At 56.1% G+C, this 14,661-nt stretch carries 15 protein-coding genes; 10 read left to right on the top strand and 5 right to left on the bottom strand.

Going from position 1 to position 14,661, the window contains the following annotated elements:
- Positions 1–35 precede the first annotated feature (35 nt).
- Genes H7F20_RS00930 through H7F20_RS00960 form a run of 7 tightly spaced genes read left to right on the top strand, consistent with a single transcriptional unit; the run spans position 36 to position 5,479 of the window.
- Positions 36–464 (top strand): SoxR reducing system RseC family protein, encoded by a 429-nt coding sequence (locus tag H7F20_RS00930; protein ID WP_185784272.1) that lies wholly within the window; start codon positions 36–38, stop codon positions 462–464.
- A gap of 5 nt (positions 465–469) precedes the next feature.
- On the top strand, positions 470–1,360 hold the full coding sequence (locus H7F20_RS00935) for a Fe-S cluster domain-containing protein (protein ID WP_185784273.1): 891 nt from the start codon (positions 470–472) through the stop codon (positions 1,358–1,360).
- A complete protein-coding gene (rsxC, locus tag H7F20_RS00940) occupies positions 1,353–2,687 on the top strand; it encodes an electron transport complex subunit RsxC (protein ID WP_185784274.1) in 1,335 nt (444 codons plus the stop codon). The genes H7F20_RS00935 and rsxC overlap by 8 nt, the downstream gene beginning before the upstream one ends.
- Positions 2,684–3,694: an RnfABCDGE type electron transport complex subunit D gene (locus tag H7F20_RS00945; RefSeq protein ID WP_185784275.1), complete on the top strand. Its 1,011-nt coding sequence runs from the start codon at positions 2,684–2,686 to the stop codon at positions 3,692–3,694. Before rsxC ends, H7F20_RS00945 begins: the two co-directional genes overlap by 4 nt.
- Positions 3,691–4,290: an RnfABCDGE type electron transport complex subunit G gene (locus H7F20_RS00950; RefSeq protein ID WP_185784276.1), complete on the top strand. Its 600-nt coding sequence runs from the start codon at positions 3,691–3,693 to the stop codon at positions 4,288–4,290. Before H7F20_RS00945 ends, H7F20_RS00950 begins: the two co-directional genes overlap by 4 nt.
- A gap of 6 nt (positions 4,291–4,296) precedes the next feature.
- The gene (rsxE, locus tag H7F20_RS00955) at positions 4,297–4,902 is read left to right on the top strand and encodes an electron transport complex subunit RsxE (RefSeq protein ID WP_185784277.1); all 606 of its coding nucleotides are present in this window, start codon (positions 4,297–4,299) and stop codon (positions 4,900–4,902) included.
- 1 nt (position 4,903) lies between these two features.
- A complete protein-coding gene (locus H7F20_RS00960) occupies positions 4,904–5,479 on the top strand; it encodes an electron transport complex protein RnfA (protein WP_185784278.1) in 576 nt (191 codons plus the stop codon).
- Positions 5,480–5,501: 22 nt separating this feature from the next.
- On the opposite strand, the gene H7F20_RS00965 is transcribed toward H7F20_RS00960, so the two are convergent.
- Complete coding sequence (locus H7F20_RS00965; protein ID WP_185784279.1) at positions 5,502–6,512, bottom strand: 2-oxoacid:ferredoxin oxidoreductase subunit beta; 1,011 nt, start codon at positions 6,510–6,512, stop codon at positions 5,502–5,504.
- A gap of 2 nt (positions 6,513–6,514) precedes the next feature.
- A complete protein-coding gene (locus H7F20_RS00970; protein ID WP_185784280.1) occupies positions 6,515–8,374 on the bottom strand; it encodes a 2-oxoacid:acceptor oxidoreductase subunit alpha in 1,860 nt (619 codons plus the stop codon).
- A 150-nt stretch (positions 8,375–8,524) separates the two neighbouring features.
- Between H7F20_RS00970 and H7F20_RS00975 the strand changes: the two genes are divergently transcribed.
- The 3 genes from H7F20_RS00975 to H7F20_RS00985 all read left to right on the top strand — a co-directional run bounded on the left by H7F20_RS00975 (position 8,525) and on the right by H7F20_RS00985 (position 13,003).
- The gene (locus tag H7F20_RS00975; protein WP_185784281.1) at positions 8,525–8,878 is read left to right on the top strand and encodes a 4Fe-4S dicluster domain-containing protein; all 354 of its coding nucleotides are present in this window, start codon (positions 8,525–8,527) and stop codon (positions 8,876–8,878) included.
- Between the two features lie 143 nt (positions 8,879–9,021).
- Positions 9,022–12,552 (top strand): pyruvate:ferredoxin (flavodoxin) oxidoreductase, encoded by a 3,531-nt coding sequence (nifJ, locus tag H7F20_RS00980; protein WP_185784282.1) that lies wholly within the window; start codon positions 9,022–9,024, stop codon positions 12,550–12,552.
- Positions 12,553–12,625: 73 nt separating this feature from the next.
- The gene (locus tag H7F20_RS00985; RefSeq protein WP_185784283.1) at positions 12,626–13,003 is read left to right on the top strand and encodes a HEPN domain-containing protein; all 378 of its coding nucleotides are present in this window, start codon (positions 12,626–12,628) and stop codon (positions 13,001–13,003) included.
- 9 nt (positions 13,004–13,012) lie between these two features.
- On the opposite strand, the gene H7F20_RS00990 is transcribed toward H7F20_RS00985, so the two are convergent.
- From H7F20_RS00990 to H7F20_RS01000, 3 genes are read right to left on the bottom strand one after another with little or no spacing between them, the layout of a single operon-like run.
- Positions 13,013–13,345: a 2Fe-2S iron-sulfur cluster-binding protein gene (locus H7F20_RS00990; RefSeq protein ID WP_185784284.1), complete on the bottom strand. Its 333-nt coding sequence runs from the start codon at positions 13,343–13,345 to the stop codon at positions 13,013–13,015.
- A gap of 18 nt (positions 13,346–13,363) precedes the next feature.
- Positions 13,364–14,425: an NAD(P)/FAD-dependent oxidoreductase gene (locus H7F20_RS00995; protein ID WP_185784285.1), complete on the bottom strand. Its 1,062-nt coding sequence runs from the start codon at positions 14,423–14,425 to the stop codon at positions 13,364–13,366.
- The gene (locus H7F20_RS01000) at positions 14,422–14,661 is read right to left on the bottom strand and encodes a NifU family protein (protein WP_185784286.1); all 240 of its coding nucleotides are present in this window, start codon (positions 14,659–14,661) and stop codon (positions 14,422–14,424) included. Before H7F20_RS01000 ends, H7F20_RS00995 begins: the two co-directional genes overlap by 4 nt.

Consider the following 14,661-nt stretch of genomic DNA (forward strand, 5'->3'; position numbering starts at 1 on the left):
TAGATTCACTTAGCGAATCATTCGCGCGGATTACCATGGAAGCCAGTCAATTACAGCCCAAAGCCTATACCCACCCGGGGAGGATTGCCCGTACGGACGGCAGTTCGGTCACCGTATTGCTGGAAGGCAACCTCCATTGTGAAACGTGTCATGCACGGGGAGCCTGCGGCATTTCGGAGGCATCCCCGAGGCAGGTCCGGATATCCGACCCCGGCATTGCCTGTGAAATCGGTGAGCCGGTTACCCTGGTCCTGCGGAAGGGGTTGGGACGTACGGCCGTTTTCTGGGCCTATGTCTTTCCCTTCCTGCTCATGGTGCTGACCCTCCTCGCTGCGTCCGCATTTATGGCGGAATGGCTGGCTGGCACATTGTCCCTGCTGGTCCTGCTGCCCTATTATGCCTCCCTGTACCTGTTGAGGGGGTATTTCAGGAATAAATTCAGGATAGAGATCCTGAAAAATTGACGATTATGACGGACTCCATCTTAAATAGTGTGCTCCTACTGGCCGGCCTCGGGACCCTGGCAGCCCTGATCCTGTATCTGGTGTCCAAAAGGTTCTATGTCTTCGATGACCCGATGATTGGCCGGGTGGAGGAATTGCTGCCTGCTGCCAACTGTGCGGGCTGCGGTTCCCCTGGGTGCCGGGCATTTGCCGAGAAACTGGTGAAATCGGAGGATATCTCGGATCTGTTCTGCCCGGTTGGCGGCAATGAGGTCATGAAACTCGTGGCGGAAGCCCTTGGGAAAGAGGTCGTGGAGAAAGACCCCACCGTGGCGGTCGTACGCTGCCAGGGAAGCTGTGAGGTCCGCCCCAAAACCACGGTATACCAGGGACCCAGGACTTGCGCCATCTCCGCCCTCATCTACAGTGGGGAAACCGATTGCCAGTATGGCTGCCTGGGGGATGGGGATTGTGTGGCGGCCTGCAAGTTCGACGCCATGTACATGGATGAAGCCACGGGGCTTCCCGTGGTCATCACCGATAAGTGCACCTCCTGTGGGATGTGCGTCGAGGCCTGCCCGCGCGATATCATCGAGATGCGGCCCAAAAAAAAGCGGGACCTGAAGATTTATGTCGGCTGCCTGAACGAAGAAAAGGGGGGGATCGCGAAAAGGGCTTGTTCGGTTGCCTGCATCGGATGTTCCAAATGCCTGGATGTCTGCCCCAAGGAAGCTATTGTCATCGAAAACAACCTGGCCTATATCGACCCGGCTTATTGTACGCTCTGCCGGAAATGCGTACCGGTGTGCCCCACCCATTCCATCATCGAGACCAATTTCCCCCCGAGAAAGGAGAAAAACCCGGTGGCCGATACCCTGGCGGGCGATCAGGGGGTTAAATCTGGAAGTGATGCTTAGAACATTCCCAAAAGGGGGTATCCATCCCCCGGAAAACAAACTGACTTCGGGCAGGCCCATCCGGCGGTTGCCTTTGCCAAAAGAGGTCTATGTGCCGGTTTCGCAACACATCGGCATCCCGGCCGAAATCGTCGTGGACCGGAAGGATAAGGTACAGCGGGGTCAGGTCATCGCAAAATCCGGGGGTTTTGTCTCTTCAAATATCCATGCGCCGGTATCGGGCACCGTAACCAAACTCGACAAGATCATCGACACCCGGGGCTATAAGAAGCAGTGTATCGTAATCCGTACCGACCCCAGGGACCCCTCCAACCTGGAAGAGGCCAACTATCCCTTGATAGATGAAATCACTACAGAACCATCGGAAATCCTGGAGCGGATTTCCCAATCCGGGATCGTGGGGCTTGGGGGGGCCACCTTTCCCTCCCACGTAAAATTACATCTCCGGGAAGGGCAACACCTGGATTGCCTGATCATCAACGGGGTCGAATGCGAACCCTACCTGACGGCAGACCACCGGCTCATGCTGGAGAAAGGCCCGGAGATCCTGGTGGGAATCCGCATCCTCATGCACGCCCTTGGCGTACCCCGGGCGATAATCGGTATTGAAAACAACAAAAGAGACGCCATCGCCATCTTCGGGGAACTCACCCGTGGCAACCCGGACATCCGGGTGGCAGCCTTACAGGTAAAATACCCGCAGGGCGGGGAAAAACAACTGGTTCGCGCCCTGCTGAACCGGGAGGTTCCTAAAAACGGACTCCCCCTGGATGTTGGGGTCGTCGTCCACAATGTGGGCACCATCTTTGCCATCTACCAGGCGGTGCAGCACAACCGCCCGCTCACCGAGCGCGTGGTTACGGTTACCGGCAAACGACTGGCAAACCCTTCGAATTTCTGGGTGAGGATAGGCACCCCGGTCGCCGACCTGATTGCGGCTGCAGGGGGGCTGCCGGAAGGAACCCGGAAGATTGTCAGCGGGGGCCCCATGATGGGGAAAGCCCTGAAAAGCACCGACGTGCCCGTCACCAAGGGCACCTCGGGTATCCTGATTATCCCCGAAGATGAAGCCAGCCGGGGCGAACCGGCAGCCTGCATCCGGTGCGGGGAATGCGTCAGCGTATGCCCGATGGGCCTGGAGCCCCACCTGCTGATGAACCTGACGGAGAAAAGCATGTTCAAGCGGGCAGCGGCCGAGGATATCCTCACCTGTATTGAATGTGGTTCCTGCAGCTATGTCTGCCCATCGCACCGGCCGCTCCTGGATTATATCCGCTTCGGGAAGAGTATCACAAAACAACTGGAGCCCAAAAATCCCGCACCATGAGCGACGCCCCCATCATCGTATCTGCCTCCCCTCATGTACATTCGGACCGCACCTCCCGGAAACTGATGTACGATGTGGTCATCGCCCTGGTTCCGGCTTTCCTCGTATCGGTTTACGTATTCGGAATCCCGGCACTGATTACCACGGTAACCGCAGTGGCAGCCTGTCTGATTTTTGAATACCTCATTCAGAAGTATTTAATGAAAGTCCCGGTGACGATAGCCGACGGTTCGGCCCTGATCACAGGGATCCTGCTCGCCTTCAACCTGCCGGCAGGCATCCCCCTTTGGATGATCGCCGTCGGGGGCCTGGTCGCCATCGGTATAGCGAAACTGTCCTTTGGGGGGCTGGGCTACAACGTCTTCAACCCCGCCATGGCCGGGCGGGTGTTCCTGTTGGTATCCTTCCCGGTTCAAATGACCTTGTGGCCTACTGCACTGGAGAATAATACCTCCCTGGTGGATGCCATTACCGGGGCCACACCGCTTGGGATGATAAAGGAAGGTGTGCAATACGGGCAGAGCATGAGCGAGATCAGTGCTTCCCTGCCTTCCGCCCTGGAGATGTTCCTGGGGGTGACCGGGGGGTCCCTGGGGGAAATGTCTGCCCTTGCCTTGCTTTTAGGGGGTGCTTACCTGATTATCAGGCGCGTGATCTCCTGGCACATTCCGGTAACCGTACTGGCTACCATTGCGGTAATGACGGCCATTTTCTGGTGGCTGGACCCGGAGCACTATGCCAATCCGCTGATCCATATACTTTCCGGGGGGGCAATTTTAGGCGCATTCTACATGGCAACAGACCTGGTGACCAGCCCGGTAACCAAAAAAGGCATGGTGGTCTTTGCGGTGGGTATCGGGGCGCTTACGGTGGTCATCCGGTTATTCGGGGCCTACCCGGAGGGCATCTCCTTTGCCATCCTGATCATGAACGCATTTGTACCGCTGATCAATACCTATTTCAAACCCAGGAGGTTCGGGTCCCGGATAAAAGCAAAGATGCTATGACTGCACAAAAGAAAGATTCCACATTGATCAACATGGTGCTGGCACTTTTTATCATCACCGGGGCAGCCGGTTTGTCCCTTGGATATGTCAATGAACTTACCCGGGGGCCAAAGGCAGCGGCGAAACTGGCCAGGAAAGTCCAGGCGGTGGAAACGGTATTGCCGGAATTCGATAACCAGCCCGTGTCGGAGGTGGTCAGGGTAATGGCCGGGGAACCCGGAGACAGCACTGAAATCTATCCCGCCTACCTGCAGGGGGAATTCGTGGGGGCGGCAGTGACAGGCGCCTCGGAAAAGGGTTACAACGGCCTGATCCGCCTACTGGTGGGCTTTCATGCCGATGGAAGCATGGAGAATATCGCAGTTTTGGAACAAAAGGAAACCCCCGGGCTGGGCACCAAAATGAAAGGCGAACGTTTTCTGCGCCAATTCCGGGGGAAAGATCCATCGGAATTTGAGTTGAAAGCCGTCAAGGACGGGGGGGACGTAGATGCGCTGACCGGGGCCACCATCACCACCCGGGCGTTTTCAGAGGCGGTGCAACAGGCCTGCGAAGCATACAGGGGATACAAAGAATCCCTGCCAACCGAAAATTGAGCGGACATGAGCAATGCATCCAAATACAAAAGCACATTCCTGAGGGGTATCATCCGGGAGAACCCCGTATTTGTCATGTTGCTGGGGATGTGCCCCACCCTGGGGGTGACCTCATCGGCATTCAACGGCCTGGGGATGGGGGTGGCCACCTTATTCGTGCTCCTGATGTCAAATACGGTGGTTTCCCTTGTAAAATCGCAGATTCCGGCCAAGGTGCGCATCCCCGCATTCATCGTGATCATCGCGGCCTTCGTTACGGTGGTGGAAATGATCCTGGAAGCCTATATCCCCCTCCTCTATGAACAACTCGGGATCTTTATACCGCTTATCGTGGTCAATTGCCTGATCCTTGGGAGGGCGGAAGCCTTCGCTTCAAAGCACTCCGTGGCATCCTCCGCAGTCGACGCACTGGGGATGGGGTTGGGGTTTACGATGGCACTCACGGTCCTGGGGGGCACCCGGGAGATCCTGGGAAGCGGAAGTTTGTTCGGGTTCCCCTTTGTAGGGGAGGAAGCGAACATGCTGATCCTGTTCATCCTGCCCCCGGGCGCATTTATCGCTCTGGCCTACCTGGCTGCAGTATTTAACAAACTAACCCGTAAAATAGCATAAGATGGAATTCTGGGTCATTTTTGTCGGTGCCGTATTTGTGAATAACATCGTACTGTCCCAGTTCCTGGGGATCTGCCCGTTTTTAGGGGTATCCAGCAAGGTATCCACCTCCCTGGGAATGGCTGCGGCCGTCCTTTTTGTGATGACTATCGCCACCACGGTCACGTATTTGCTGCACCAGTATATCCTGGTACCCATGGGCCTGGAATACCTGCGGACGATTGCGTTTATACTGGTCATAGCAGCCCTGGTCCAGATGGTGGAGATTGTCTTAAAGAAAGTCAGTCCGTCCCTCTACCAGGCCCTCGGGGTATTCCTGCCGCTGATCACCACCAATTGCGCAGTGCTTGGGGTCGCCATCCTGGCCCTTGGGATGGAAGACGGGAATTTGATCAAGGCGGTATTCTTTGCCGTATCCAGTTCGGCAGGCTTTGCCCTGGCGCTGATCGTTTTTGCCAGCATCCGCGAATACCTGGAACTGGCAGACCTGCCCGAAGGCATGAAAGGGGTCCCCATCAACCTGCTTGTGGCAGGCTTGCTGTCCCTGGCCTTCCTCGGGTTTGCCAACCTGGTCTAGAAGCGGGGTATCCGTCTTAAGGTCAGTGTACTTCGTAAGTCTCCCCTGAAAAAAACAGGTCGTCCGTTTTTCTGAAATCCGAGTTGGATTTTACCTGTCGGGTCAGGGCGTCTTCGCGCTGCTCAAAGGTCACGTCCCCGTAACTCCGGATAATCCCGGTAACCAGCGGATCCTCCAGGCGAATCAGCATCTGGTGCAGGGTCGGGTCCTGTTCGCAGGCGTCGTGGACCAGAATGTCTTCGGGGGTCACCCCGTTCTCCCCCAGCTTCACCACCCGCAACCGGAGCCCCTCGAGTACCAGGCCCTTATCCCGGTCTTTTCCGAAAATCATGGGTTTTCCGTGTTCCACGTAGAGCTGTTTGTCTGCGCGAACGGACTTGTCCGTATACTCCGCATAACACCCGTCGTTGAAGATGACGCAATTCTGCAGTACCTCGATCAGGGAGGTACCCTCAAAACGCCCGGCGGCCGTAAATATCTCGGCCATTTCTGCGGGCATGTTGCCCGCCACCCGGGCAAAAAAACGGGCTTGTGCCCCAATGGCCAGTTCCCCGGCATGGAATGGGGGCTGGGTATTGCCGTAGGGCGAGGACTTGGTTTTCTGCCCCACGAACGAGGTGGGCGAGAACTGCCCTTTTGTTAGGCCGTAAATCCGGTTGTTGAATAAAATCATGTTCAGGTCAATGTTCCGCCGGAGTACGTGTATGAAATGATTCCCCCCGATGGCCAGGCTATCGCCGTCCCCAGTGATCACCCAAACGCTGAGGTCCGGGTTTGCCAGCTTCACCCCGGAAGCAATTGCCGGCGCCCTGCCGTGGATGCCATGCATGCCATAGGTATCCATATAATAGGGGAAACGGGAGGAACACCCGATACCGGAAATAAACACGACATCCTCCTTGGGAATCTCGAGGTCGGCCAGTGCCTTTTGCACGGAGCGCAGGATCACATAGTCATCGCATCCAGGGCACCAGCGGATTTCCTGGTCGCTGGCGAAATCCTTATAGGTATACTTTTTCGTTTTGGTTTCCATAGCTAAGACAAAAGTTGTTTGAATTTATCCATCAGTTCATCGTTTCCAAAGGGCAGTCCCTGCACCTTGTTGAACTGTTCCGGTTCCAGTCCGGAAAAATTGATCCGGAGCAGTTTGGCAAACTGTCCGGTGTTTAATTCGCAAACCAGGATCTTTTTAAATGCTCTCAAAACCTCTCCGGTGTTCCCGGGCAGGGGATTGATGTAATTGAAATGGGCCAGGCCGATATTCCCGTACCCTTCCTGCTGCATTTGCTTGACCGCGGTATGCAGCGCACCATAGGTACCTCCCCAGCCGACGACCAGCAGGTCCCCTTCCGAGGCAAACTCCGGGACCACATCGGGGATGCGGTGTTGAACGCGCCGTATTTTCTCGGACCGGATACGGGTCATTTCCTCATGGTTCCCCGGGACGTAGGACACATTGCCCGTGGGGTTGTCCTTTTCCAGCCCCCCCAGCCGGTGTTCAAGGCCCGGTGTCCCGGGGAGCACCCAGGACCTGGCCAGTGTTTCGGGGTCCCGCTGGTAGGGTTGCCAGTCCTCCCGGGCCTCCCGGAGGATCCGGTTCCCGATCTCCGGCAGGCTGGCGGCCGATTCGATCTTCCAGGGAGCCGACCCGTTGGCGATGTAGCCATCCGTCATGAGGATGACAGGGGTCATGTGTTCCAGGGCGAGGCGGCAGGCTTCAAATGCAAAATGAAAACAGTTGGCCGGGGTACTGGCGGCAATAACGATCAACGGGCTGTCCCCGTTGCGGCCATACATGGCTTGCAGCAGGTCCGATTGTTCTGTTTTGGTGGGAAGCCCTGTCGACGGCCCGCCCCTTTGCACATCCACCACCACCAGCGGCAGTTCCAGCATCAGTGCGAGTCCAAGGGCCTCCCCCTTCAGCGCAAGGCCCGGCCCGGAAGTCGTGGTTATGGCCAGGTCGCCCGCAAAGGCGGCACCGATTGCGGAGGATATCCCGGCAATTTCGTCTTCGGCCTGCAGGGTTTTTACTCCAAAATGCTTGTGTTTGACCAGTTCGTGCAGGATCTCCGATGCGGGGGTGATCGGGTAGGATCCCAGGAAAAGCTCCCGACCCGATTTTTCGGCGGCAGCGAGGAAACCCCAGGCTGTGGCCGTGTTCCCCATGATCACCCGGTAGGTGCCCGAAGGCATTTTAGCAGGGGCGATGCTGTAGGAATTCGGGATGAGCTCCAGGGTTTCCGAGTAGTAGTACCCTGCGTTCAGGACCTTGGTGTTGGCTTCAATCAGATGGGGTTGCTTCCGGAATTTCTTGCGGAAGAAATCTATGGTGTGTTCGGGGGAGCGGTGGTACATCCAGTAAACCATCCCAAGGGCGAACATATTCTTGCTGCGGGTAATGGATTTGTTGTCCAGTCCCTCCACGCCTTTGAGGGCTTCTTTGGTCAGGGAAGTCATGGCCACCTCGATCACCCGGTAATTTTCCAGGGAACCGTCCCGGAGCGGGTTGGTTTCGTACTGGGCTTTCTCCAGGTTTTTCTTGGTAAACGAATCCGAGTCGGCGATAATGGTGTGTCCGGGTTTGACGGCATAGAGGTTTGTCTTGAGGCCTGCGGGGTTCATGGCGACCAGCAGGTCCACATTGTCCCCCGGGGTACTGACCTCGATGCTTCCGATATGCACCTGGTAACCGGAAACGCCGTAAAGGCTCCCCTGTGGGGCCCGGATTTCGGATGGATAATTGGGGAATGTGGCCACATCATTGCCAAACATGGCCGAGGTATCCGTGAACTGGGTCCCTGTAAGCTGCATCCCGTCACCGGAATCGCCCACAAAACGTACGACAACTGCTTCAAGGGATTGGATATCCCTGGCCTCTGGAGATGTTTTGATCATGGCATAATTGCTTTTAGGCATTCAAATTTCAAAAGGAGTCAGATTGGAATAAATATACCGTCTATCTAGCGGGTGGCACCTGATAATTATCATGAATAGAGCGGGTTGCGTATCCTAATTTTATGAATCAACCCATTAAACCAGCGAATCATGGCTATTGTAATTACCGATGAATGCATCAATTGTGACGCCTGTATTTCGGAGTGTCCCAACAATGCCATTTACGAACCCGGGGAGGAATGGTCCTACTCGGATGAAACCGCCCTCAGTGGAAGGGTCAGTATGCCGGTCACGGGGCAAGAAGTCGATGCAGATGCCGAAAACGACCCCATTTCAGATGAGTTTTACTACATCGTGCCGGGCAAGTGCACCGAGTGCAAAGGCTTCCACGACGAACCCCAGTGCGCCTCCGTTTGCCCGGTGGATTGCTGTGTACCGGATGAGGACCATGTGGAAACCGAAGAGCAGTTACTGGCTAAGAAGGCCTGGATGCACGGGGAATAAAAATGATTCCCGGGGCCGCCGGGCCAAAGACGTTTTACGCCATGCATTACCCGATTAAGCAGGTACGTGGCGCGGTGTGGAAGCCTGTGCAAACAGGCTGGCTTTCCCCCCAATCTAATGAAGCATATAACAACCTTCCCGTCATGAAAAAAGAATTTCCAAAACTGATTTGCGATGCAAATGAAGCCGTAGCCCGGATAGCCCATAAAACAAACGAGGTCTGTGCCATATACCCCATCACCCCGGCGTCCCCGATGGGGGAACACGTAGACGTGTTCAGCGCCAGGGGAGAAAAAAATATCTGGGGCAATGTCCCCAGGATCGTGGAGATGCAGAGCGAAGGGGGTGCGGCCGGGGCGGTCCACGGTTCCCTGCAGGGGGGTGCCCTGACCACGACCTTCACGGCTTCCCAGGGGCTGCTGCTGATGATCCCGAACCTGTATAAGATTGCCGGGGAGCTGCTCCCCGGGGTAATCCATATAGCGGCCCGTACGGTCGCCACACATGCCTTGTCCATATTCGGCGACCATTCGGATGTTATGGCCGCGCGCCAAACCGGGTTCGCCATGCTCTTCGGGGGGTCTGTACAGGAAGCCATGGACTTTGCCCTGATCGCCCAGGTGGCCTCCCTTAAATCCAGGGTGCCCTTCCTGAATATCTTTGACGGTTTCCGAACCTCCCACGAGATTTCGAAAATCGACGCCATCCCCGACGACATCATCAAAACCATGATGCCGGAAGAAGCCATCATTGCCCACAAACAGCGCTCCCTGGACCCGGACCACCCGGTCGTTAGGGGAACTTCCCAAAACCCGGATGTCTTCTTCCAGGCGCGGGAAGCAGCCAACCCCTTCTATGAAAAGGTACCCGGCATCGTGGCGGAAACCATGGACGAATTCTACCAGCATACCGGTCGGAGGTACAGCCCCTTTTATTACATCGGCCACCCGGAAGCGGAAAGGCTGATCGTTATTATGGGATCCGGGCAGGGGCCGGTAATTGAAGCAGTGGAAACCCTGGTGGAACAGGGCGAAAAGGTCGGGGCCATCATCGTGCGGCTGTTCAGGCCGTTTTCCGTGTCCCACTTTATCGGTTCCATCCCGGAGACTGTCCGTAAAATTGCCGTTCTGGACAGGACTAAGGAACCGGGTAGTACGGGCGAACCCCTGTACCTGGATGTAGTCACGTCGTTTGCGGAAAGCAGCAGGCAAATGCCCCGGATCATCGGGGGAAGGTACGGGCTGTCCAGCAAGGAATTCGACCCCGCCATGGTGCGTGCCGTTTACGATGAACTCGACAAGGCCGCGCCCAAAAACCACTTTACGGTGGGAATCCTGGACGACGTGACCCACAACAGCCTGGAAGTCGGCCAACGGATGCAGACCGTGAAGCATACGTTCAATTGCATGTTCTACGGCCTCGGTTCTGACGGTACCGTGGGGGCCAACAAGAATTCCATCAAGATCATCGGGGAAACCACCGACAATTTCGTTCAGGGGTATTTTGTCTATGACTCCAAAAAGGCCGGGGTGCGCACGGTATCCCACCTGCGATTTGGCCCCGAACCCATCTATTCGACCTACCTGATCCACCAGGCGGATTTCATCGCCTGTCACCAGTTCAATTTCATCGAGAAATTCGACCTGCTGAAAAACATTAAAAAAGGGGGCACCTTTTTGTTGAATGCCCCCTACCCGAATACCGAAATCTGGGACAAACTCCCGCGGAAAATGCAGTCAGCGATCATTGAGAACCAATTGGATTTCTACGTGATCGATGCGACGCGGGTTGCCCAAGAGGCCAACCTGGGCAAACGGACAAATACCATCCTGCAAACCTGCTTCTTCGCCATTTCCGGGATTTTACCGAAGGAGGAAGCGATTGAGAAGATCAAGAATGCCATCGTCAAGACGTACTCCCACAAGGGAGACCGGATTGTACAGATGAACTTTGACGCAGTGGATGCCTCCCTGCAGAACCTTCAGAAGGTGAACTATCCGGACCGGGTAACCAGCAACACGGGGCTCAAACCCATGATGACGGGCACCGAGGATCCCTTTGTCCGGGAAGTCCTGGGCCGCATACTCGCCGGCGAGGGCGATTTGCTTCCCGTCAGTGCCTTCCCCGTGGATGGCACCTTCCCGACGGGGACCACCCAGTATGAAAAAAGGGGGATAGCCGATTTCATCCCTGTTTGGGATGACGCGGACCTGTGTACCCAGTGCAACAAGTGCGTGGCCATTTGTCCGCACGCCGCGATACGGGCCAAGGTGGTTCCGAACGACCTGCTGGCAGATGCACCGGATGCCCTGAAGGCAGTCCCTGCAAAGGGCCGGCCTTTTGACAGCTCGGCGGAATCCTACATCCTGCAGGTATCACCTGAGGACTGTACGGGTTGCGACCTGTGCGTCGCAGTTTGCCCGGCAGTCAGCAAGGAGGTTGAAGACTTCAAGTCCATCAACATGCACCGCAAGCTGGAAGTGGAGGCCGAACAGGACAGGAACTGGGATTACTTCATCAACCTGCCGGATTACGACCGGGCCGCCCTGCAGATAACCAATGTCAAGGGATCCCAATTCCTGGAGCCCCTGTTTGAATTCTCGGGAGCCTGTTCCGGTTGCGGGGAAACCCCCTATATCAAGATGCTTACCCAGCTCTTTGGCGACAGCATCCTGATTGCCAATGCCACCGGGTGTTCCTCCATCTATGGCGGAAACCTGCCCACCACCCCCTACAAGACCAACAAGGAAGGCAGGGGACCTGCCTGGGCCAATTCGCTGTTCGAGGACAATGCAGAATTCGGGTTTGGGATGAAACTGGCCCTGAGCAAGAAACAGGAAATCGCGGTGGACCTGCTACAATCCCTGAAATCACAAATTGGGGAGGACCTGGCAGAGGCCATCCTCAATAACCCGGAAGAATCCGAAGCGGACCGCAACCGGAAATTCTCAGATCTGGAAAAACTCCGGAAAGTCCTCGAAACCGTGGATGATCCAAAAGCCCAAAAACTGCTCCGCCTCGCCGACTATCTCCGCAGGAAAGCCGTATGGATCGTGGGCGGGGACGGATGGGCCTACGATATCGGCTACGGAGGCCTGGATCATGTGCTGGCATCCGGGGAGGACATCAACGTGATGGTCCTGGATACCGAGGTATATTCCAATACCGGCGGACAGACTTCCAAAGCGACCCCCCTGGGCGCGAGCGCCAAATTTTCGGTTTCCGGCAAAAAAACCGGCAAGAAGAGCCTTGCGCTCCAGGCGATATCCTATGAAAACGTCTATGTCGCCCAGGTTGCCATGGGCGCCAGGGACCTTCAGACCCTGAAGGCCATCGAGGAGGCTGCGGCCTATCCGGGGCCTTCCCTTATCGTAGCCTACTCCCATTGCGGGGAACACGGCTATGACCTGAAAGACGGGGCCTTGCAGCAACAAAAGGCCGTCGAAACGGGCTATTGGCCGTTATTCAGGTTTGATCCTTCCAAACCCAAAGGCAAGAAATTCCGGCTGGATTCCAAAGAACCTGCCGCGCCACTGAGTGATTTCATGTACAATGAAACCCGGTTCAGGCGCGTGGTCAAAGAGAATGCAGCATTGGGTGAAGAGCTGTTGAAAAAAGCTCAGGAAGAAGTGGACACCCGGTGGGAGCGGCTCGAGCTTTTCAGTAGCATGTAACCATCGACACCACTGCGATCCGCGACGCCTTCATAAAAGGCGCTCCCGGGTTTCACCAAAATATTTGTCAGTCATGAAAGATAAAGCCAACGTATTATTCAAGGAAGGTCTCCGGAAATTAAGGGAAGCCAATGACGAACTCAGCAGGCCTGAAGAGGATGTGGTTACCGCCCTGGTCTGCAGTAACTCCCACGCAGCCATCGAGAATTACCTCAAAGGGTTCCTGATGCTCCATGCTGTTAAACCGGCAGAAGATGCCTCCATTGAAAACCTGTATGAACAATGCAAATCATTGAACAGGCAATTTGAAGAGGTCCACCTTTCCGGTTTTGAATGCACTGCCCACAAGGAGGAATCCCGGTTCTGCCAGGAATCGTCCCGGTACAGCCGGTGCTTTGACATAGCGGACAGCCTGGACACCTTCCTCAGGAGGACGAAAATCATCGCCTGAGGCCGCGGGTTACGAACCTTCGGGGGCCAGCTCCACCTCGAGGCCGTCCAGACCCTTCGTCAGGTGGATCTGGCACCCGAGCCGGCTGCTGGTCTCCACGTAAAACGCTTCGGACAACATGGCCTCCTCCTCGTCGGATTTCTCAGGCAGGGGATGCCCGCTTTTCACATAGCACTGGCAGGAGGCGCACATGGCAATGCCGCCGCATACCCCGATCGTACCTTCCGGGGCCAGTTCATACACCTTTACCAGCTCCATCAGGTTCATATTCATATCGGTAGGCGCGGTAACCCTGTGGACCTCGCCGTGCCGGTCGGTAATTGTTATTTGTATATCACTCATACCAGGATCAAATGGGGGTTAATCAATGGTGCGGATTACCGCCTTCGGGGCTTCTTTCCTGCTGCCGTCAAATCCGTGGATCCCGCCTACGGTGGTGTATTTCATCACGTATTTTTTGTCGGGATAAATCCGCTGGTACGCACTCTGGCACATCAGCGTCGCTTCGTGGAAGCCGCAGAGGATCAGCTTGAGTTTCCCCGGATAGGTGTTGACATCACCAATGGCGTAGATGCCGGGAATATTTGTCTGGTAATCCAGGGTATTGTCTACCTTGATGGCGTTTTTCTCGATTTCAAGACCCCAGTTGGAGATGGGGCCCAGTTTGGGGGAAAGCCCGAAAAGCGGCACAAAGGCGTCCGTTTCTATCCGGATGTCCTCGCTGGGTTCCGCCGAGCGCCGCACCACCACGGCCTCTAGTTTATCCTTCCCTTCCAGGTGGACCACTTCCGCCGGCGTGAGGAGGCGTATTTTTCCGCAATCCTTCAACACCTGCACCTTCTCCACCGAATCCAGGGCGCCCCGGAATTCATTCCTGCGGTGTACCAGGGTCACTCCACCGGCAATATCTGCCAGGAAGATACTCCAGTCAAGGGCCGAATCGCCCCCGCCTGCAATGACCACCTCTTTCCCCCTATATACCTCGGGGTCCCGGATCATATAGGTCAGCCCCCGGCCCTCATAAAACTCCAGGTTTTTCAGCAGGGGTTTCCGGGGCTCAAAACTGCCCAACCCGCCGGCTATTGCAACCACCGGGGCCTGGTGCCTGGTGCCTTCGCTGGTGGTGACCACAAAGGTCCCGTCCTCCTGCTTTTCGATGGTCTCGGCCCTTTCGCCAAGGGTAAACCCGGGTTGGAACGGCTCTATCTGGGCCATCAGGTTGTCCACCAGTTCCCCGGCAAGCACCTCGGGGAACCCGGGAATATCGTAAATGGGTTTCTTGGGGTATATCTCGGCCAGCTGCCCCCCGGGCTGGGGCAGCGCATCGATGATATGGCATCTGAGCTGCAGGAGGCCGGCTTCAAATACCGCAAAGAGGCCCGTCGGGCCGGCGCCGATAATCAGGATATCCGTCTTTATCATGAGATATTGATGACCTGTTCGATCTGGGGGGCGTGTTTTTTAATGGTCATTTCAACACCGCTCTTCAGGGTCATCTGGTTGACGGTGCAACCCACGCAGGCCCCTTCGAGGCGTACCTTGACCCGGGTGCCGTCCTCGATCCCCACGAGTGTAATATCGCCCCCGTCGCTTTGCAGGAAGGGCCGGATTTCCTCCAGGGCAGCCTCAATTTTAGATTTTAGTTCTTCAGGTGTCAT

Origin of the sequence: Robiginitalea sp. SC105 (genome assembly GCF_014243345.1) — a bacterium.
In the GTDB taxonomy this organism is placed as follows: domain Bacteria; phylum Bacteroidota; class Bacteroidia; order Flavobacteriales; family Flavobacteriaceae; genus Robiginitalea.